The sequence below is a fragment of the Neobacillus sp. K501 genome, assembly GCF_053749995.1.
Genome location: NZ_JBSLYA010000009.1, coordinates 144,509 through 165,462, shown reverse-complemented (window position 1 = coordinate 165,462; position 20,954 = coordinate 144,509). Strand labels below are relative to the sequence as shown.

21 protein-coding genes are annotated in these 20,954 nt (G+C 39.5%); 8 read left to right on the top strand and 13 right to left on the bottom strand.

All coding sequences use genetic code 11. From position 1 onward, the window contains the following. Positions 1-11: 11 nt before the first annotated feature. Both ACWM35_RS19450 and ACWM35_RS19445 read right to left on the bottom strand, forming a co-directional pair. A complete protein-coding gene (locus ACWM35_RS19450) occupies positions 12-1,187 on the bottom strand; it encodes an acetyl-CoA C-acetyltransferase (protein ID WP_454820523.1) in 1,176 nt (391 codons plus the stop codon). Between the two features lie 82 nt (positions 1,188-1,269). After that, positions 1,270-3,657 carry a 3-hydroxyacyl-CoA dehydrogenase/enoyl-CoA hydratase family protein gene (locus tag ACWM35_RS19445; RefSeq protein ID WP_454820522.1) on the bottom strand — a complete coding sequence of 796 codons (2,388 nt, stop codon included), beginning with the start codon at positions 3,655-3,657 and terminating at the stop codon, positions 1,270-1,272. Between the two features lie 204 nt (positions 3,658-3,861). On the opposite strand from ACWM35_RS19445, the gene ACWM35_RS19440 reads away from it, so the two are divergent. Next, positions 3,862-3,993, top strand: a complete 132-nt coding sequence (locus ACWM35_RS19440) for a YuzL family protein (protein ID WP_454820521.1) — start codon at positions 3,862-3,864, stop codon at positions 3,991-3,993. 27 nt (positions 3,994-4,020) lie between these two features. Here the strand turns inward: ACWM35_RS19440 and ACWM35_RS19435 are convergent, their stop codons facing one another. The 5 genes from ACWM35_RS19435 to ACWM35_RS19415 form a co-directional block, all read right to left on the bottom strand. After that, positions 4,021-4,272: a DUF2573 family protein gene (locus tag ACWM35_RS19435; RefSeq protein WP_454820520.1), complete on the bottom strand. Its 252-nt coding sequence runs from the start codon at positions 4,270-4,272 to the stop codon at positions 4,021-4,023. Continuing rightward, entirely contained in the window at positions 4,232-5,008 is a 777-nt protein-coding gene (locus ACWM35_RS19430; RefSeq protein WP_454820519.1) for an IucA/IucC family C-terminal-domain containing protein, read from the bottom strand. The genes ACWM35_RS19435 and ACWM35_RS19430 overlap by 41 nt, the downstream gene beginning before the upstream one ends. A gap of 7 nt (positions 5,009-5,015) precedes the next feature. Continuing rightward, a complete protein-coding gene (locus ACWM35_RS19425) occupies positions 5,016-5,837 on the bottom strand; it encodes an ABC transporter ATP-binding protein (protein ID WP_454820518.1) in 822 nt (273 codons plus the stop codon). Between the two features lie 269 nt (positions 5,838-6,106). Then, the gene (locus ACWM35_RS19420; RefSeq protein WP_454820517.1) at positions 6,107-7,162 is read right to left on the bottom strand and encodes a FecCD family ABC transporter permease; all 1,056 of its coding nucleotides are present in this window, start codon (positions 7,160-7,162) and stop codon (positions 6,107-6,109) included. Next, entirely contained in the window at positions 7,159-8,163 is a 1,005-nt protein-coding gene (locus ACWM35_RS19415) for a FecCD family ABC transporter permease (protein WP_454820516.1), read from the bottom strand. Before ACWM35_RS19415 ends, ACWM35_RS19420 begins: the two co-directional genes overlap by 4 nt. A 253-nt stretch (positions 8,164-8,416) precedes the next feature. Between ACWM35_RS19415 and ACWM35_RS19410 the strand changes: the two genes are divergently transcribed. Then, positions 8,417-9,409 carry an ABC transporter substrate-binding protein gene (locus tag ACWM35_RS19410; RefSeq protein WP_454820515.1) on the top strand — a complete coding sequence of 331 codons (993 nt, stop codon included), beginning with the start codon at positions 8,417-8,419 and terminating at the stop codon, positions 9,407-9,409. 70 nt (positions 9,410-9,479) lie between these two features. Here the strand turns inward: ACWM35_RS19410 and rodA are convergent, their stop codons facing one another. Together rodA and ACWM35_RS19400 are read right to left on the bottom strand one after the other, a co-directional pair. Continuing rightward, positions 9,480-10,652, bottom strand: a complete 1,173-nt coding sequence (gene rodA, locus ACWM35_RS19405; RefSeq protein ID WP_454820514.1) for a rod shape-determining protein RodA — start codon at positions 10,650-10,652, stop codon at positions 9,480-9,482. A 130-nt stretch (positions 10,653-10,782) separates the two neighbouring features. Further along, on the bottom strand, positions 10,783-11,550 hold the full coding sequence (locus ACWM35_RS19400; protein WP_454820513.1) for a DUF4931 domain-containing protein: 768 nt from the start codon (positions 11,548-11,550) through the stop codon (positions 10,783-10,785). Positions 11,551-11,722: 172 nt separating this feature from the next. Here ACWM35_RS19400 and ACWM35_RS19395 point away from each other — a divergent pair, with 172 nt between their 5' ends. Continuing rightward, positions 11,723-12,505, top strand: a complete 783-nt coding sequence (locus ACWM35_RS19395) for an undecaprenyl-diphosphate phosphatase (protein ID WP_454820512.1) — start codon at positions 11,723-11,725, stop codon at positions 12,503-12,505. A gap of 43 nt (positions 12,506-12,548) precedes the next feature. Here ACWM35_RS19395 and ACWM35_RS19390 read toward each other — a convergent pair whose 3' ends face one another. Then, entirely contained in the window at positions 12,549-13,217 is a 669-nt protein-coding gene (locus ACWM35_RS19390) for an FMN-dependent NADH-azoreductase (RefSeq protein ID WP_454820511.1), read from the bottom strand. Positions 13,218-13,438: 221 nt separating this feature from the next. On the opposite strand from ACWM35_RS19390, the gene ACWM35_RS19385 reads away from it, so the two are divergent. The 5 genes from ACWM35_RS19385 to ACWM35_RS19365 all read left to right on the top strand — a co-directional run bounded on the left by ACWM35_RS19385 (position 13,439) and on the right by ACWM35_RS19365 (position 17,535). Then, on the top strand, positions 13,439-14,368 hold the full coding sequence (locus ACWM35_RS19385; protein WP_454820510.1) for a substrate-binding domain-containing protein: 930 nt from the start codon (positions 13,439-13,441) through the stop codon (positions 14,366-14,368). After that, on the top strand, positions 14,362-15,228 hold the full coding sequence (locus tag ACWM35_RS19380; RefSeq protein ID WP_454820509.1) for a substrate-binding domain-containing protein: 867 nt from the start codon (positions 14,362-14,364) through the stop codon (positions 15,226-15,228). Before ACWM35_RS19385 ends, ACWM35_RS19380 begins: the two co-directional genes overlap by 7 nt. A gap of 18 nt (positions 15,229-15,246) precedes the next feature. Next, on the top strand, positions 15,247-15,945 hold the full coding sequence (locus ACWM35_RS19375) for an ABC transporter permease (RefSeq protein ID WP_454820508.1): 699 nt from the start codon (positions 15,247-15,249) through the stop codon (positions 15,943-15,945). After that, a complete protein-coding gene (locus tag ACWM35_RS19370; protein ID WP_454820507.1) occupies positions 15,942-16,685 on the top strand; it encodes an ABC transporter ATP-binding protein in 744 nt (247 codons plus the stop codon). The genes ACWM35_RS19375 and ACWM35_RS19370 overlap by 4 nt, the downstream gene beginning before the upstream one ends. 91 nt (positions 16,686-16,776) lie before the next feature. Next, positions 16,777-17,535, top strand: coding sequence for a (S)-benzoin forming benzil reductase (locus tag ACWM35_RS19365; RefSeq protein WP_454820506.1), 759 nt, complete (start codon positions 16,777-16,779; stop codon positions 17,533-17,535). Positions 17,536-18,019: 484 nt separating this feature from the next. Here the strand turns inward: ACWM35_RS19365 and ACWM35_RS19360 are convergent, their stop codons facing one another. The 3 genes from ACWM35_RS19360 to ACWM35_RS19350 form a co-directional block, all read right to left on the bottom strand. Next, on the bottom strand, positions 18,020-19,534 hold the full coding sequence (locus ACWM35_RS19360) for a flotillin family protein (protein ID WP_454820505.1): 1,515 nt from the start codon (positions 19,532-19,534) through the stop codon (positions 18,020-18,022). Positions 19,535-19,547: 13 nt separating this feature from the next. Then, positions 19,548-20,081 carry an NfeD family protein gene (locus ACWM35_RS19355; RefSeq protein WP_454820504.1) on the bottom strand — a complete coding sequence of 178 codons (534 nt, stop codon included), beginning with the start codon at positions 20,079-20,081 and terminating at the stop codon, positions 19,548-19,550. 128 nt (positions 20,082-20,209) lie between these two features. After that, positions 20,210-20,944, bottom strand: a complete 735-nt coding sequence (locus ACWM35_RS19350) for an amino acid ABC transporter ATP-binding protein (RefSeq protein ID WP_454820503.1) — start codon at positions 20,942-20,944, stop codon at positions 20,210-20,212. Positions 20,945-20,954: the final 10 nt, after the last annotated feature.

Genomic DNA, 20,954 nt, shown 5'->3' with positions numbered 1-20,954 from the left:
AATTGCTGTTATTACAATAATTCAAATACCCCAGCAGCACCCATTCCGCCGCCAATACACATTGTCACAACACCGAATTGTTCGTTTCTGCGCTTCAATTCATGGATAAGACTCAATGTAAGTTTGGCACCGGTACAGCCAAGTGGGTGACCTAGTGCAATTGCTCCACCATTGACATTGACAATCTCTTCATTAAGACCTAATTCACGAATGACTTGAAGGGATTGGGAAGCAAAGGCTTCATTCAATTCAAACAAATTAATGTCGGATAGCTCAAGACCTGCAAGTTTAATAGCCTTTGGAATCGCAACAACTGGTCCCACACCCATAATTTCTGGCGGGACGCCGCCCACTGCAAATGATCGGAACTTTGCTAAAGGCTTCAGACCAAGTGATTCCGCTTTTTCACGATCCATTACCATAACAGCAGCAGCGCCATCACTTGTTTGTGAGGCATTACCTGCCGTAACAGAGCCTGTAACTGAAAACGCAGGGCGAAGTCTTGCTAAACCTTGCATACTTGTATCTGGACGCACACCTTCGTCTTGAGAAAATTGAATCGTTCTTTCAACAAGCTTATTATCCTTGCCAACAGAACGGAAAGTTACGTCAACTGGCACGATTTCATCGACAAATTTACCTTCTTGAATTGCTTTTGCCGCGCGTTGATGACTGCGGACAGCAAAGGCATCCTGGTCTTCGCGGGAGATTCCATATTTTTTCGCCACTTGCTCTGCTGTATGCCCCATTCCCATATAGTACTCCGGCGCTGTTTCAACTAGTTTTGCATTCGGTCGAACGACATGACCAGCCATCGGAATGAGACTCATAGATTCCGCACCACCAGCAATCGCTGTATCGGTGTGGCCAAGCATAATTCCTTGTGCCGCATAAGCAATTGCCTGAAGACCTGACGAACAGAAACGGTTAATGGTGATTGCAGGAACCGTATGGGATAGACCTGCTAATGCTCCAATATTACGGGCCATATTATTTCCTTGCTCCGCCTCAGGCATCGCACAGCCAATGATTAAATCATCAATATTTCCTTCATAATTACCAGCACGCTTTAATGTTTCCTTAACAACCAATGCTCCCAAATCATCAGGACGAACATGGGCAAGCGTACCTTTCTTTGCCTTACCTACCGGGGTACGAGCGCCGGCAACGATTACCGCTTCTCTCATTTCGTTCCCTCTCTTTCTTTCATTTTTGAAAAATACGAATCTATTTATTTTCAGGAGGCTCAAGGAGCCCCTGTTTCACTAATTAGTTACGGAGTGGTTTGCCTTTCACAAGCATATGCTGCATCCGCTGCTGTGTTTTTGGTTCAGCAATCAGACTTAGGAATGCTTCTCTTTCTAAATCTAATAAATATTGCTCATCTACTTCCGTACCATATGGCACTCTGCCGCCGGCAATGACATAGGCAAGCTTTTTAGCAATTTTTAAATCATGTTCTGAAATAAAGCCAGATAAGAACATTCCTTCTGCACCAAGTAATAGGGTGGCATAGCCAGTTTCACCTACGACAGGAACCTTTCTTCGTACTCTTGGCTTAAATCCTTTTTCATGCAAGGCTAAAACCGCTTGTTTTGCATCATAGAGTAAATGATCCCCATTGATGCTGATTCCATCAGCAAAACCTAGAAAGTTATTTTCACGGGCTTCTGCTCCAGAAGTCGACGTTTTTGCTGTTGCAATCGTTTCAAACACTTTATTGGCAACTGCCTGAAGATCAAATGGAACACCGTTTGGCAGACCTTCTAGGTGTTTAATGTAAAGCTCCTTGTTTCCGCCACCGCCAGGGATTAAGCCGACACCGACTTCAACAAGTCCCATATATGTTTCAGCACTTGCCTGAATATGTGCTGCTGGCAGACAAACCTCTGCTCCGCCGCCGAGTGTCATCGCAAATGGTGCCGCAACTACAGGCTTAGAGCTGTACTTCACTTTCATCAATGCACTGTGAAGATGGCGAATGACCATATCCAACTCATAAATATTGTCATCCTGTGCTTCCATTAACATCATCGCAAGGTTTGCACCTACGCAGAAGTTCTTGCCTTGGTTCCCGATGACAAGACCTTTATAATTTTTCTCCACTTCATCGACAGCAAAATTAATCATTTGTACAATATCGAGTCCAATTGCATTGTTTGGTGAGTGGAATTCAAGCAGGGCAACACCATCACCTAGATCAATCAGGCTTGCACCGCCATTCTTTTTAATGACCCCTTTTTGCTTCTTAATCTTTTTCAAATCGATTACTTTAGGATTAAATTCAACCAATTGGTATTCGCCATTTTGGTAGAAATATAGTTCGCCATTTTCTTCTTTATAGAAGGAAGTAACTCCACTAGCTAACATTTCTGTTACCCAGGCTGGAACTTCAATCCCTTCATCCACCATTTTTTGAACGGATTTTTCAACACCGATGGCATCCCAAGTTTCAAACGGTCCCTTTTCCCAGCCAAAGCCCCATTTCATTGCTCGATCGATAGCAACGATATCGTCTGCAATCTCACCTAATAATTGGGCTGAATAAACAAGCGACTGTTTCAATGTGTTCCATAGGAATAGACCAGCACGATCATCGGCATAAACAAGCGCTTTCATTTTATTCGCTGTACCTTTTTCTTGCTTGCTAAGCTCTACGGATGGAGTCGATAGCTTCTTACGCGGTCCATATTCTAATGTTGCTGGGTCTAGTTCAAGAATTTCTTTTCCTTTTTTCAAAAAGAAGCCCTGACCCGATTTGCTTCCCAGCCAGCCATTTTCTATCATTTTTCTCATGAATGCTGGAACTTCAAAGACTTCCTTTTCTGTTCCCTCTACCTTTTCATAGACATTGTTGGCAACATGTGCGAAAGTATCTAAACCAACAACATCAAGCGTGCGGAAGGTTGCACTTTTCGCCCGGCCAATGAGCGGGCCAGTGATTGAATCAATTTCACCAACGCTATAGCCACCCTTAAGCATTTCTTGAACGGTAATCAATAAACCAAATGTACCGATTCGGTTTGCGATAAAGTTTGGTGTATCCTTCGCAACAACAACACCTTTTCCTAAAACATCCTCACCAAAGGTTTTCATGAAGGAAAGAACTTCAGGGGATGTATATTGTGTTGGAATCACTTCAAGTAATTTTAAGTATCTTGGCGGATTAAAAAAGTGTGTGCCAAGGAAGTGTTTTTGGAAATCATCTGATCTGCCCTCAACCATTGCTTCAACGGAGATTCCAGAAGTGTTGGAACTGATGATGCTGCCTGGTTTCCGATATTGCTCGACCTTCTCAAACACTTGTTGTTTTACATTTAAATTTTCAACCACTACTTCAATGATCCAATCAACTTCGCCTAGTCTATTCAGATCATCTTCCAAGTTTCCGGCTTCAATTAATGCAAGATTCTTCTTTACCGCTAATGGAGCAGGCTTTTGTTTTAATAATTTTTGAATGGACGCAGTACTTATACGATTACGGACTTGCTTATCTTCAAGAGATAGCCCTTTTGCTTTTTCTTCCTCGGTTAGTTCTCTAGGAACGATATCCAGTAATAGTGTTGGAATACCGATGTTTGCTAAATGTGCTGCAATTCCTGATCCCATTACTCCTGATCCAAGAACAGCTGCTTTTTTAATGACTTGGTTCAACATTGTCTCCCCCTTCAATCCTTTTGAATGAATACTCATTCATTTTTTTACTAAAAAAAATACCGTGAATGAGTTCTAACTACTATTAACTATAAAATATTTCAAAAATTTGCGCAATCATTAAACGCGGAAAATTGAAATTTTTTTGAAAAAATAAATTAAATATAAATTTTCTTAACAGGGCATTCTAAAGATGAGGTGATAATGATGGGTAAAATGAAGAAAAACCCCTCGAAACGAGGAGTAAGTGCAGCAAGTGTTCAAGGCAACGCCGGTCCTGGCAATGAACATGGAGATAAAAATAAAGTAAACAGCCAAAATAGCCAGTATAAAAGATAGAACCGGAAGCAGATCCTGCTTCCGGTTTTACTTTTTCGAAGGATTCCTATGTTGTTCATTTAGCTGTTTAATTTCATTTATGATGACTTTCATTTCTTCTTTTGCTTCAGGATATAGTTCATTCCAGTGCTTCGCTAATGCCGGCATTGACTTGGCGATATGGGTATAAAGCGCCCATGCCTTTACCTTTTCCCTGATTTCATCATTCGCTTCACCGACTAAAAGCTCGCTATATTTTTCAAGTAATGCTTCGAACTGAGCTGCAAATACTTTCTCCATCAAAGCAGCCTCCATTCTTATCAAAATGAGTACATGGACATGTTTTACAGCGCTTAGGTTTCGAATCAAGCTGGTAGGTAAAGCAGCAGGTTTTTCGAATCCTTACTTCTTCCTGAACGGAGTCAATAAAACGTTTCTCAGTATAATAATTTTGGAAAGGATTATGTTGATAGCGTCCAAACAAATTCCCTTCCGCTTCGAAAATCAAGAACCGGAAATCCTCTAAGGCGATAGGAAGATCCTTAAGTTCCGTCTCATAAAGCCAGAAAAGATATACAGCAATATTTTCCCAAAGGATAAGTTTAGAAACTTTGAAAGTTCTTTCAAACATTTCTATTAGCGGATAAATATTATTAGCAAATAGATCACGATATACACTATCCCGCCACTCCTGACGATTTTCACCGTTCCATTGTTCGTAGTTCTGGTCTTTTAAGGAAATTAGCGGCAACCAATTTTTCCCCTGGACCGCTTCCTCCATTTGAATATTTCTTAATGAAACATTCACCTTCTTATCGTTAACTGTCATCGTATAAAGAGAAATAACGGCTATAAAAGCATATCGTTTAATAAAAATCGACGCAGCTGTTTTTTCTGACGGAGCTCCAATTGCGTAGGATAACCTTTTCATAAAATCCAGCAAATACTTTTTGTCCATTAAGTCTGCAACATTAAAAGCCCTAGTCACTTCGGTTCTTAGCCTGTATTTTTCTAAAATGGTTAATTCCTTTTCCATGAGAGTGTTACCCATTAGAAACGGCAGCCTGTTTAAGGATACATCTACCTTTTCCATAAGGAATACAAAGTGGTGTTCCAAATAATGGATCCATGGTTACTTCACATTCCATCCCAAACACATTTTTAACCAGACTACAATTAATGACATATTCAGGTTTTCCTTGGGCATATATCTTTTGGTCCTTGAGCGCCACAATATTATGTGCGTAGCGACATGCGAGATTAAGGTCATGTAGGACCATGACAACCGTTCTTTTTTTCTTTTCATTCAATTCAAACAGCAGGTCTAATATTTCAATTTGATGGGTCATATCTAAATAGGTTGTCGGTTCATCTAAAAGAATAACATCTGTATCCTGTGCGAGTGTCATCGCTATCCAAGCCCTCTGCCGTTGTCCGCCTGAAAGCGAGTCAACTGTCCGTTCTTTCAAATCTTCCAATCGTGTCGCCTTTAAGGCATCATTCACTTTTTTCTCATCTTCTTCAGACCACTGCTTTAACCAGGTTTGATGCGGATAGCGCCCTTGTTTAATAAGTTGTAGAACGGTTAATCCTTCTGGTGCGGATGGCGATTGCGGCAGAATCGCCATTTTTTTTGCCACTTCTTTTGTCGAAAGCTTGGCAATCGCTTGACCATCTAATAGAACAGCCCCGGACTTTGGCTTCAGAAGACGCGCGATTGAACGAAGAAGAGTTGATTTCCCGCAGCCGTTCGCCCCAATAAATACGGTAATCTCTCCTTTTGGAATTTTTAAATTCAATTCATCAATGATGAGTGTATCCCCATATGATAGGGATAAATCTTTCGTTTCAATCACATTCATCATCTTGCCAGCTCCTTTTATGACTGTATTTTCATTAATCGTTTTATATAGAAGAAAGCAAAAAAAAATAGTCTTTTATCAGTAAAAATAAAAGATTAATTAATTACCATTTATTAAGTAGTAAATAGTCTTTACAGTATTCAGTTTATAATTAATTGATAATGATTGTCAATGAGTATGAAAATCATTTTCAAGTGATTCTATCCTAACACTGCTACTATAAAAATTTAGCCATTTCCCTTTTCTAAAGGAAATGGCTTTACACTTAATAACTATGTGTTTCTCGTCTTATATAATAGATAAATAAAATAAGGGGCTCCAATACTTGCAGTAAAGACACCTGCAGGAATTTCTAACGGAGAAAACACCATTCGTCCGACTAAATCTGCCAGCATAACCAAAATTCCGCCTAGCAAAGCTGAAACAGGTAATAACGCTCCAAATGAAGACCCAACTATTCTTCTAGCCATATGAGGCGCCATTAACCCAACAAAACCGATTCCTCCTGCAAACGCTACTGCGCCTCCAACTAATCCCGTACTAAGCATCATTAAGATAAAGCGCTGCCTTTGAACACGTCCTCCAAGTCCTCTTGCAACTTCGTCACCAAGTTCTTGAATATTAATATTTCTAGCATATATAAGGACGATGAAGATCAGTATAGCTATCCAAGGTACGATGACACCTACGCTTTTCCAAGTTGAACCGTATACTGTACCAGTGATCCAAATGTTCGCCTGACTTGTTTGGTATATCGGGCCTAAGACCATCATTAATGTTGTCAGAGCCTTCGTTAAACTCATCAAACCAATCCCGATCAAAATGAGCCTTATTGGCGAGACACCATTTTTCCAGGCCAAAAGATAAATGAGAAAAGACACCACAGTTGCACCGACAAAAGCAGCAACTGGAAGCCAATGAATACTAACTGTTAAAACATGATTCTTATCACTAAATAGAGCTAAGAATCCAACAACCGCAACAGCTGCTCCACCGGTAATCCCTAAGATATCAGGTGATGCCAGTGGATTTCGAATCATCCCTTGTAAAATTCCCCCAGCTACCGCTAGACCCATCCCTGCCAGAAGAGCAACGATGATTCTAGGCAACCGGAATGACTTAATAACCAGGCTCTCCATTTCAGTGCCCCCGCCGAATAACACTTTCAACACGTTTAAAGGGCTGATTTTCATTTCTCCCAATCCGGTACTTATGACAAATATAGCCGCAGCACCAACTACTAATCCAATGAACACGAATAATGCCTTCTTATCTATTAAATAAGAAATTTTCCCTTTATTCATCCTAAAAATTTTGTATTTGCTCATCGGCCATTAAACCCCTTTCTAGCTATATAAATGAAAAACGGGGTTCCAATAATAGCGGTCATAACTCCGACTGGGACTTCCTGAGGCATTAATATATATCTGGAGGCAATATCTGCAGCTAGGAGCAGCACTCCCCCAAGAAGACCAGAAAAAGGGATAACCCAGCGATGGTCGATTCCTACTATAGAGCGGGTTAGATGCGGTACTACGATGCCAATAAATCCGATTGGTCCCGCAACAGCTACCGCTCCGCCAGATAATAGAATCACAACCAACCCGCTAATTAATTTTAGTAGGGCAGTGTTTAGACCAAGACCTTTGGCAACATCCTCCCCCATAGAAAGTACATTCATTTTAGATGCTATGATTAATGAAATAATCCAGCCAGCAGCTAAATAAGGAAATACAGCCGTTAGATTTTCAAGGTTTCTTCCTGCCACAGAACCAGCTAACCAAAACAAAACTTGCTCTAATACCGCTTCGTTTAAAACGAGTATTCCCTGTGTTAATGAGGCGAACATCGCTGTCATCGCAGCACCGGCAAGTGTGAGCTTCATTGGGGTTAAGCCTTCCCTTCCGGCAGATCCAACAGCATAAACGCTGATGGCTGCGATAGCCGCTCCAGTGAAAGCCAGCCAGGTAAATAGTTGAAGGCTTGCAACATTGAAAATCGTTACAGCTACCACTACTGCAACTCCAGCACCTGCATTTATTCCAAAAATATCCGGTGATGCGAGTGGATTTTTCGTAACCGTTTGCATTATAACACCAGAAATGGCTAAACTTGCGCCGACCGAAGCTGCGATCAAGGAACGTGGAATTCTCACGGATTGAATAACAATATGTTCATTTGAACCATTAAAATTTGTTAATGCGTCTATTGCCATTTTCCAAGTCGTATCCGTATAACCGTATACAATACTGGCAGACATTAAGAAAAGCAATACAATGATGGCAACAAAGAGTGCAACCCATCTTTGCCCTGTATTTTTTAACAGCATAGCTTTATTCCTCTCCGACCAACTAATAATATAGTTATGTTTTTTCAGATTTAGTCTATTTGAATAGTAGAAAACTGTCAATCAGTCTGAAAATCATTTTCATTTACAACTTAGACAAGTTCTCAAAATTGTTATGGCTTTGAAAACATTTTCAATTTCTATGTTGACATGCTAGTAAAATCGTTTTATGATAAGTTTGTAATTTTAAATGAAAATGATTATCATTCACAACTATTCTAGGAGGCTACATAAGATGAAGGGCTTTAAGAGTTTACTTGCAGTCATTTCTATGATTGCTATCTTCCTACTTGCTGCTTGCGGCAACACAGAAGACAAGACAACTGCGAAGAAAGAAAGCGACAAAAAAACAGAGGATACAAGCTACACTGTTGAACATGCGATGGGATCTACGACATTAAAAGATACTCCGAAAAAGGTCGTTATCCTGACAAATGAAGGAACAGAAGCTTTACTGTCACTAGGAGTAAAACCAGTTGGTGCAGTTCAATCTTGGCTTGGCGATCCATGGTACGACCATATTAAAAAGGATATGGACGGAGTGGAAGTTGTTGGAGTTGAGGGTGAAGTAAATTTAGAGAAAATTGCAACCCTTAAACCAGATTTAATTATTGGCAATAAGCTTCGTCAAGAAGCAGTTTACAGCCAACTTAGTGCTATTGCTCCTACCGTTTTTTCTGAAACACTTAGAGGAGATTGGAAAGAAAACTTTAAATTATACGCAAAAGCTTTAAACCTTGAAGAAGAAGGAACTAAAGTATTAAGCGATTTTGATGCACATGTGGAAGAAGTAAAAGAAAAACTTGGTGATAAGTTAAACCAAGAAGTATCAGTTGTCCGCTTTATGGCTGGAAAGTCTCGTATTTATTACACAGATTCCTTCTCAGGAATTATCTTTGATCAATTAGGATTAAAACGTGCAGAGCAACAAGCTGAGCTTTTCACTCCTGATAATAAGCTAGGAAATCTTGCGATCGAGGTTGGTAAGGAAGTGATTCCAAAAATGGATGGTGACATCCTATTCTACTTCACTTATGCTCCAAACGGTGATCAAGTTGCTCTTGATACAGAGAAGGAATGGACAAACGATCCACTATGGAAAAACTTAGAGGTAGTTAAAAATGGAAATGCCCACAAGGTTGATGATGCCACTTGGAATACTGCCGGCGGCGTTCTTGCAGCAAACATCATGCTAGATGACCTTGAAAAAATCATGCTTAAGAAGTAAAACCTCCCCTTAAATAAATAGATTCAAATACAGAAAAGAGCGAGGCTGCCATGACCTCGCTCTTTTCTATTTAATCCGTTGTTGAGAACATATACTTTTTATAATGATAACGGATCGAAAAAATCAATCCTATTCCCAGCATATTCGCCATTACCGAACTACCACCGTAACTAATGAAGGGCAGTGGTATACCTGTGATGGGTAAAACACCTATTGTCATCCCAATATTTTGGAATACATGAAAGGTGATCATACTAATGATTCCAACGCAAATATACGTATAAAAACTGTTCTTCGTCTCCATACCAACTTTGGTAATGTGATAAAGCAATAAAAAAAACAAACTGATGAGTATACTTGCTCCAATAAACCCAAACTCTTCACCAACTACGCTAAAGATAAAATCTGTCTGGCTCTCTGGCAAATATATCTCTCTATTTCCGTAGCCTTTTCCACTTGTTTGTCCAGAACCAATCGCCAGTAGTGATCTTGTTAAATGATATCCAGCGGAACTCTGAAAATTATATGGATCAAGCCAAGAATAGATCCGTCCAAATTGGTATTGCTTAACCCCTAAATATTTCTCTAAAACCTCAGGTTTCAATAAAACAAAATAAAAAATAACGGAAATGAGTGCGACTCCACTAGTAAACATTGGGACTAGTAATTTCCACGTAATCCCCGATATAAAAATCATTCCTAGGAGTATAGCGATGTACACCATTGATGTACCCAAGTCAGGCTGCTTCATTACTAGCATCAATGGAGCTAATGTTACTGCCCCAAGCTTCACAAGAAGCCAAAAATCCGTTTTAACCGTTTTAATGATATTTTTTTGATGGTGATCATCAATAACCCTAGCGAGTGTAAGAATGAGGATAATCTTAACAAATTCAGACGGTTGTAAAGAACCTAATACTGGAACCCTAAACCAGCTTTTCGCCCCATTAATATATGGTGCAATACTTTCGGGTGCCAAAATTAAGAAAAGAAGCACAAACAGCCCAAACCCATAGGCATACCAGGTAAGCTTTTTCAACTGATCCGAATCGAGCCTTATGACAATCGCGACAATGACACAGCCAATAGCATAATTAATAATTTGCTTAACAAGAAAGTTGCTATCATATTGACCACTCGATTGTGCACTAAAAATGGCTACACAGCTGGCCAAAAACAATAACATTAAGATAAACACAAGGTTATAATCAAGTCTTGAAGTAGTATTTTTGGTTGAAGTCATGTTGATTCATTCTCCTTTTAAGGGAACTTGTCCATTCCTTCATTATATTTTTTATCAGATCAAATCTCAACCAATAAACAGGCATTGGTGCAATTTACAAAAAGAAAAAAATAGAAGCACTTTTTGTGCTTCAAATGGAAAGTGTGTATTTTTGTTGAATATCGTTGACCATCCATTGCAGGTTATTTGGAACCTGCGGGATTCCATAACCGATATAAAGTGGCGTGGTAATAAAGCGAGGAACTACTTTGGCATAGATTCTTTGATCAAAGTGATGAAAAAACAGATTATAGCTATTCGCTCTAAATGGAAAGTTATTTAAAATATAATGGACCGCGGTTTGCAAATATTCCCCAAATGCTTCCGCGTAACCTGAATCCTCCATATCAATATTGAATTCATAAAATCCCACCTTTGGCTTCGTCGACAAAGTAAAGCGGACATTTGCTTTTTCTTCAATCAATATCCCCTTAAACACATCTGCGGTTATGTTTTCCTTATAATTAATATCCTTTAAACCAACGATTTGCATATGCGGGTGAGCAATTGTTCCCCCTGATAATGGACCATGATTTTTGAAAAATATCACTGATTCATATTCTTGAGTCTGATCCATGCTTAGCCAATTTCTTATCGCAAACTGCAACAGTTTATGTAGATGAGCAGGCTCGTAGGTAGACAGTTCTGCCTGACAATCATCTGTTTCGATTAACACGGTTTGATAAGCATTCTCCAATACCGGAAATTTATTTTTCAACAGGATGATCGGACCATCCACTTCAATAATGTCTATTAGCTCTTCTCTTGCACAAAATGGGCATACCGTATTTCGATTTCTTATACTTTCTGGTTTCTTTACACCTATCGATGTATTGAAATGTAGATGGTGATTTTTCAAACGTGCAGCTCCTCTCCATTTAGTCTTATTACTATTTTATTGGAGGATGCTCTTCTTTTGCACTATTTTTGTTTGAGTTCATTCTCTTTAGCTGAAAAAATTATTGGCTAATTGTAAGGAGTCTTGCATATTTATTTATTAGTACAGGCTTTTTTTAAGAGAGGGGGTAACTATGCTAAATAAACTAGAGGCACTTTTATTGGGAATTATTCAAGGCTTGACTGAGTTTCTACCGATAAGCAGTACCGGACATTTATATTTAGGGAGAAATTTGTTTGGTTTGCAGGAAGCAGGTCTATTACTTGATACGATGCTTCATATCGGAACCTTAGTCGCCGTGTTCGTTTTCTATAAGGAAGAGTTTAGGAAGATTATCAAAAATCCTTTTAGTAAACTTACCTTCCTATTAATTGTTGGTACCATCCCGGCTGTAGTGATTGGCTTGCTGTTTAAAGATTATTTTGAGGAAATTTCAAAAACGGGAGTGACCATCGGATGGGAATTCTTGATTACTGGATTGTTTCTTTGGATTGCCGATTCTGCTAAAAATGGCTATAAAAAAATGGATGATATTAGTTATAAGGATGCCTTTATTATTGGCACCTTTCAGGCTGCCGCGATTTTTCCGGCGATTTCTCGTTCAGGGTTGACAATTGTCGCTGCTTTATGGCGGAAATTAGACCGGGAAACCGCAGCCTATTTCTCCTTTCTCTTATCGACACCCGCGATTGCCGGGGCTGTAGTGCTGCAATCCCTTGATTTGGTTGGCGGTGCCGGTGAAGAAATCTCGCTATCGGCTCTGCTTGTTGGAATCGCATCTTCTGCCATATTCGGATATCTAGCAGTAAAATGGATGATCGGATTTTTGAAAAAACATTCTTTAAAACCCTTCGCCATTTATGTCTGGGTGCTAGGTTTTGCGGTGTTATTTTTTCAATTCACAGGAAAATTTTAATGGTTAGACGATGAAAAAATGCGACCTTGTGAGTCGCATTTTTTCAATATGATACTGTAACCGCTTCGTTCGCCATTTCCTTTGCTGCTTCTCTAGCTCGTTCTTTTGCTTTGGCCATAATTTCTGGTGCTTGCTTCGGAAAGTGATCCATCCCCTCTGCAACCACTGTATCCATCAATTCCATTCCAAGAAAACGGAGTGCTTTTCTTAAAAAGCGGTCTCCAAACTCAAATTCTGCCATTGGGCCAGTCGAATATATACCACCGCGGGTTTGAATGTGAAGTGCTTTCCGGTTTGTTAGCAGCCCTTTTGGCCCTTCTTCTGTATTGGTAAAAGTCTTATTCACAATAAATAAATTATCTAGGAATGCTTTTAAAATGGCTGGAGAGCCAAGATTCCAAATTGGAGTGACAAACACATAATAATCTGCAGCAATAAAGCGGTCTGCCAGTTCATGCATTTTTGTAATTTTTGTTTGTTCCGCTTCTGATAGCTGATCAAAGGTTTTCCCCATAAAAGATAATTTCGCACGGGCATACAACAAATCCATATCAATTTCAGGGATGTCCATATCATATAAATGCATATGTTCAATTTCTACATCCGGTTTGTGTTTTGAAAACTCCTCGAGAAATACCTCGCCAATCTGCATCCCTTTAGACAGCTTAATATCCTTTTTAGGATTCACAGTTATATATAGAAGTTTTTTCATCGGATCCCATCCTTTTTTCATATTATTCATCTATAAATATTTTACATGAATTTCATTTGTTCACTGATGAACAAACTGTGAATTTCCAGTGTATTTATTGAACAATTTGTGACATCACTTAATGTAACTTAACAAAACTAAACGAAACTTAACAAAAATCACAGTACACGTTGGAAAGGTAAGGGTATAGTTTACTTGCTAACAGAAAGGTGGCGATAAGGATGGAAGTAAAAGCATATACACCAGATGAGGTTGCACATTTGTTTCAAATCTCTAAACATACGGTATATGAACTGATTAAACGAGGTGAACTGCAAGCATTTAAAGTCGGTAATAAAATGCGAATTGAGCATTCGGAGATTGAAAGATTTAAGGAAAAAACGAAGGCTCCTAGCAGGAAAAACCAGCAACAGCAGACTGATAGACAGCAAGTGATTCCAGTCATCCTATCCGGCAGCCATGACTTTCTAGTCGAGCGTTTTGTCAAGCACGCTTCGAATGTTTTACAACAACAAATTCAGCCAACTTACATAGGCAGTCTAGAAGGCTTAATGATGCTTTATCGAGGACAATCTGATATTGCAGCCATTCACTTGCTAGATCCTGCATCCCAACAATATAACCTCCCTTTTATCCATCAACTCTTTGTATATGAATCGATTGCTGTTATACGATTCGCTTCAAGAGATCAGGGATTGATTGTTGCAAAAGGAAATCCAAAAAAGATAACAGGTTTTTATGACTTAGTCAGAAAAGATGTTCAAATTGTTAACCGACAAAAAGGGGCAGGAACAAGATTCTTATTTGACTCTAAGCTTACAGAATACGGAATCTCTCCTACTCAGATTAAGGGTTACACAAATGAGGAATGGAATCACCTTTCCAGTGCCGCTTATGTCAGTCGGGGAATGGCCGATGCTGCCTTTGGTATCCAATCCGCCGCCACCCATTTAGGGCTAGATTTCATTCCAATTGCAAAAGAGCAGTTTGATCTTGTGTTTCGCTTTACATCTGAAAATAAACATTGCTTGACTGAGTTAATAAACTATCTTCAATCCCCAGAATTCAAAAGCAGTTTAACAGATTTAGAAGGTTACGATATTCAAGAGTTAGGCAAAATCATCTTTCAAACGGAGGAAATTACATGTTAAAGAATCGTATTTTGGCACTATTTTTTATATTTATGCTTCTGTTCTTATCCGCCTGCGGCAATACGGATACGCAGCAAGCAGATGCAAAGGAAAAGAAGAGCGCACCAAAAGCAGTAGCAACAGAACTAATTCTCGCAACGACAACAAGCACGCAAGACAGCGGCTTATTGGACGTATTACTGCCAATTTTTGAAGAAGAAAATAACGTAAAAGTAAAAACGATTGCTGTCGGGACTGGTCAAGCATTAGAAATGGGGACAAAAGGTGAAGCGGATGTTCTATTAGTGCATGCTCCGAAATCAGAGGAAGAAATTGTTGCCAGCGGAGATGCCATTAATCGTAAGCGTGTCATGTATAATGACTTTATTTTAGTTGGACCTAAAGACAACCCTGCAAATGTTGGCGGTGAAGATATTAATGAAGCCTTCAAGAAAATCTCTGAAACCAAGGCTACTTTCGTCACTCGTGGTGATGAATCTGGAACTCATAAAAAAGAACTTGGAATTTGGACTGCTGTTAATATTCAGCCATCTGGGGATACATATGTATCCACTGGACAAGGAATGGGGCAATCTCTTCAGATTGCTGCAGAAAAGAACGGATACATCTTAACAGACCGTGCCACATGGCTTGTGCAAGAGGAAAATTTAGCTAATCTTAAAATCGTTGTTGAAGGCGGTAAAGATTTAATGAATATCTATCACGTAATGGAGGTAAATCCAAAGAAGCATGACATGGTAAATGACAAGGATGCAGAAAAATTTGTAGAATTCATGATTGATAGTGAAACACAAGAAGTAATTGAAAGTTTCGGTAAAAAAGAATACGGTCAATCGTTATTCTTTAAATACACAGAATAGAAGGGCGCCTGAGGGACTATGGATCTAATCATTGATGGATTTAAGAAAGCAATAGAAATGACTGTTTCAGGTGATCGGGAAATTTTTGCAATCACCTGGCTGACAGTAAGAGTTTGCCTTACGGCTATCTTCATTAGTTCCCTTATTGGCCTTCCGCTTGGAATGTTCCTTGGTTTTGCAAAATTTAGAGGAAGAAAAATTATTTTAGTTTTTATCAATATTGGTATGGGTCTACCTCCTGTTGTCGCTGGACTTTGGATTACGATGCTATTATGGCGCTCAGGACCACTAGGTCACCTGCAGTTGCTGTATTCCCCAACCGCCATTGTTATGGCCCAGGTCCTAGTTTCCTTACCGATTATCACTGGGTTAACCTGCTCCTCGTTTCAACAAATAAATGATAAGCTGCTTTTACAAATTAGAGCGCTTGGAGCTACAAAAATTCAGACATGGCTGCTTCTTTTGAAGCAAACAAAGATCGCAATGGTTGCTGCGATTATGGCAGGCTTTGGCCGTGTCATCGCTGAGGTTGGTGCAGCAATGATGGTTGGCGGGAATATTCAGGGTGATACGAGAATTCTAACGACTTCCATCGTCATGGAAGTTTTAAAAGGTAATTTTGATGTAGCATTAGCAATATCCTTCATCTTACTATTGGTCGCCCTGCTCATTACAGCCGTTTTAACACTGTTACAGCAAAGGAAGCGATATTTATGATTCCACTTATTGAGTTAAGTGACATTACTTATCAAGCAAGCAATAAAACCATTTTAAACATTCCAGATTTTCAAATTGAAGCTGGTGATTTCCTTGGAATAATGGGACCAAATGGGGCTGGTAAGAGCACCTTGCTTAAAGTGATTGCCTTTCTTGAAAGTAGAACCAGTGGAGAAATTCTTTACCGTGGTCAAGTCGTGCCCAAGGGCATTCCCTCACTTGAATTACGGAGAAAGTTCTCAGTCGCCCTTCAGCAATCACTGCTTCTGGATGGTACCGTTTTTCACAATATTGCCCTTGGTTTAAAGCTAAGAGGGCTCCCTAAAGCAGTAATCAATGAAAAAGTGGAACTATGGCTCGAGCAGTTTCAAATAAGTCACTTAGCGAAAAAAAATGTCCAATTCCTTTCTGGCGGTGAAGCACAACGAGTAAATTTGGCAAGAGCAATGATTGTTGAACCAGAACTTCTCTTTCTTGATGAACCTTTTTCCGCCTTAGATTTTCCAACAAAAATAAGATTAATGGAAGATTTCAAACAAATAATCGCAGGTTCTGGAACCACTACCGTTTTCATCAGCCATGATTTGATGGAAATCCATTATTTAACCAAAACACTTGCAATCATTGTGAATGGAGAAGTGAAGCAATTTGGACCTACCCAAAGGGTGCTCGAACAACCCAATACTTCCACTGCTCCCTTCTTAAATGAATGGAAAAAATTTTATCCGCTTAGTTGCTAACCAGTCCCTTTATCGGGGCTGTTTTTTTCATTTATTGGAGGGAAAATGATAAAATAAGGAAAAGTAGATTAGCAGAAAGCAGGGGAAATGTATGAAATTTGCGATTATTACCGGGGCATCACGCGGTTTAGGAGAAGGTATTGCCAAGAAGTTACTTCAACAGCAATTTGAAGTTATTTCAGTTTCAAGAACAGAAAACAATGACTTGAAAAAACTGGCTGCTGAAAACGGCTATCATTATAAACATTATTCCTGCAACCTTGCTTTAGATCATGAAGTACAGGAAGTATTTTTAGATATTGCTCATTGTATTTTCAAACAGAATCCAAAAGAAATCTATCTATTTAACAATGCCGGCGTTATCGAACCAATCGAAACAGTCGGTAACCTAGATCAGACTCCGATTATTCGTAACATCCAGGTAAACTTAATTGCCCCGATGATTATCACAAATATTTTCTTTAAGAAAGCTGGACAAACTAGTACGAAGGTAATCGTTACGAATGTTACTTCGGGTGCTGCTACTCGTGCCATCGAGGGCTGGAGTGTGTATTGCAGCTCAAAAGCGGGCTTAAATATGTTTACGGAAACCGCTGCGCTGGAGCAGGCTACGTTAAATACAAAGAATACCATTATTGCCTTCAGTCCTGGTGTTATGGATACTGAAATGCAGAATACGATTCGTTCTTCCTCCAAAGGAGCATTTAAAGATGTAGATAATTTTAGAGAATTGAAGGAAAATAATTTGCTCGTGCATCCTGATCTCGTTGCTGGTGCTTTAGTTGAACTTTTGCTTAGCGGTACAGCGGAAAGCGGGAAGGTTTACCATGTTAAAGACTTATTAAATTAATAAAAGGGGCGCGCTACGTAGCGGCCCCTTTATAATCGTTCTTTTGGGAAAAAACTACTGATTCTGGAATAAAACCTTTCATTAATGACCTGAAACTCTTTCACTCCATTGGTATGGGCATTATAAACCTTTCATAATGACCGAATACTATTCCACTCCACTGGTACGGGCATTATAAACCTTTCATAATGACCGAATTCCATTTCACTCCACTGGTACGGGCATTATAAACCTTTCATAATGACCGAATACTATTCCACTCCATTGGTACGGGCATTATAAACCTTTCATAATGACCAAATTCCATTCCACTACACTGGTACGGGCATTATAAACCTTTCATAATGACCGAATTTCATTTCACTCTACTGTTATAGGCATTATAAACCTCTGGTAATGACCGTACTCGATTCCAGTGGGCAGAGTTTTAGAAGTAATAATCGAAAAAATCCTCATCAGCTTGCTGATAAGGATTTTTCACGGTTTAGTCTTCTGTTTTTTTAATAGTATCTGATAGTTCTTCGATACTTCTTTTAACATTTCCTTTTCCAGAGTAATTCTCGATTAATTCTTTAACATCAATTCCGCTTGATGCCTTTAACGATTCTTGCAAGCTTGCCATTAAGTTAGTAGCATAACCCGTAATCTTATTCGCACCGCCATTCTCACCAGAGCCACCGGTATCGACAACGGTAATTTTATCGATATTACCAAGCGGGCTAGCGACCTGCTTCGCATATTCAGGAAGCATTTTGATAATCATGTCCAAGATAGCCGCCTGACCGAATTGCTCGAAAGCTTCGGCAATTTTTTCTTTTGCTTCTGCCTCGGCAAGACCTTTCAATCGAATGATTTCAGCTTCTGCGGTACCCTGTGCCTTTTGTGCTTCCGCTTTCGATAAACCGTCCAAGCGAACTCGTTCTGCTTCCGCTTTTGCCATTGCTTCAATTCGATATTTATTCGCTTCAGCTTCAGCGATTTGCTTCGCTTTATCAGCGGCAGCAGCCTGCTCGACCGAGTATCTGTCCGCATCAGCTTTTTTCTTAACCTCTGAATCATATTGGCGTTCACGACGAAGAATTTCTTTTTCTTCTAGTTCAATTTGTTTTTGTCTTTCAATAATCTTAATTTGCATTTCCTGTTCCGTTACTTCCTGCTTCGATCTTGCACTCTCCAAATCATATGCCATGTCAGCACGTGCTTTTGCGATATCCTGTTCACGGCGGAACTCGGCAATTTTCAGCTGATTAACCTTCTCTGCCTCAGCAATTTCTGTTGCTCGTTCTAATTCAGAACGCTTTGCTTCTTTAGCTGCTTCAGCTTTTTTAATACGAGTTTCCTTGTCCGCCTCAGCAGTAGCAATATCCGCGTCACGCTTTACTTGAGCAATACGCGGCTTACCAAGAGAATCAAGGTAACCGTTTTTATCACGAACATCTTTAATCGTAAAGGATACAATGACAAGACCCATTTTCGCCAAGTCCTGTGAGGCCACTCTTTGAACCTCTTGCGAGAATTTATCACGGTTCTTATAAATTTCTTCCACTGTCATCGATCCAAGAATCGAGCGTAAATGTCCTTCAAGGACCTCTTTCGCCTCATTTTCACGGTCATCCTTAGCCTTACCAAGGAACTGTTCAGCCGCTGTAGCAATTTCACTAATTGAGCCGCCGATTTTTATGATTGCCACACCATCAGCCATAACCGGAACCCCTTGCTCGGTGTATACTTCAGGGGTAGTCACCTCTAGTTTGCTAGATAGTAAGCTTAATGGTTTTGCTTGTTGGAAAACTGGTAAAATAAATGAGCCTCCGCCACGAATGATTTTAATTTTATTTCCGGATTCATCGACATGAACATTCCCGTTTCCTAAAAAGCTTCCGGTAACGATCAGCGCCTCGTCGGGTCCAGCCGTCCGATACTTTGTAATAAATACACCGATTAATGCTAATAAAATAAATGCTACAACCCCAATTACAACCCAAAATCCTAATTCCATTTACTCAACCTCCCTAAACTAAATAGCTCTCTATTTCTTGATGGATCGTCACTTGTAGGACTCCATCTTTTATATCAACAACAAGCACGCTTGTTCCATTGTCAATTTGGACGTGATCAAAGCTTGTTGCTGGTTTTGCAATTCTGCCGCTGATGCTGTCAATCATCACTTCTCCGTATCCATCAGTTGGAATCGCAGTGATGACGGTTCCAATTCTGCCTCTTAAATCTTTCTCATTATAGACTAGCGATTCCTCTGCAGAAGACAAAGGAACAAGAACAAATACATTTAATAAGGTAACAAGAATAAAGGAGACAACAACAGATATCCCGATAATGGCAAGATAATGAAGTGAGGAGAATTTCTCTAACAAATAGCCGCTGGCTGATAAAATCGTTATGAATGCAAAGATAATGACTGGATTAAGAAAATCAGGTCCATCAAAGTGGACAACATCAGCAAAAAAAACATACAAAATCGTTAAAATACCTGAACCAATTAAGCCATACAAATAAATCGTCTCTAGCGGCAAGTTGAACAATTCCATAGGCATCAATCCTTTCTACGTATGTAACTTTAATACGGTTATTTATTGGAAAAGTTTCACTATATTAACTAAATTTTACCTAAAAAACAAATAAAGTGCTATGACATTTGCCATAGCACTTTTACAATTTATTGAATCATATTCAAAAATTTTCTTGTCCGTTCTTCTTTCGGGTTGGTGAAGATCTCATCTGGCTTGTTTCTTTCCACGACAACCCCTTGGTCCATGAAAATAACTTCATCGGCAACATCACGGGCAAATCGCATTTCATGTGTCACGACAATCATCGTCATCCCCTCATTAGCCAGGTCCTTCATTACTTTCAATACCTCACCAACAAGTTCAGGATCGAGTGCAGAAGTGGGTTCATCAAATAACATTACCTTTGGTTCCATTGCTAATGCCCGGGCAATCCCGACACGTTGCTGCTGACCTCCGGAAAGCTGTGAAGGATAAAAGTCGATTTTATCACCAAGACCAACCTTTTCTAGCAAGCCTTGAGCTTTTTTCCGAGCCGCTTCTTTACTTTCATTTTTTACGATGACTGGCCCTTCCATCACGTTTTCTAAAGCTGTTTTATGAGGGAATAAATTATAGTTTTGAAATACCATTCCCGTCAAACGACGGAAAGCAGCAATGCTCCTATTTGCAACTTTTTGAGAAAAGTCAAGATTTTGCTCATCGATGGAAATAACTCCATTCGTAGGGGTCTCCAATACATTTAAACAGCGAAGCATGGTCGTTTTTCCAGATCCAGATGGCCCAATGACAACCACCACTTTCCCTTTTTGTACCTCTAGATCTATCCCCTTTAAAACCTCTAACTTGCCAAATTGCTTATATAATCCTTTAATTGAAATCATCTTTATACTC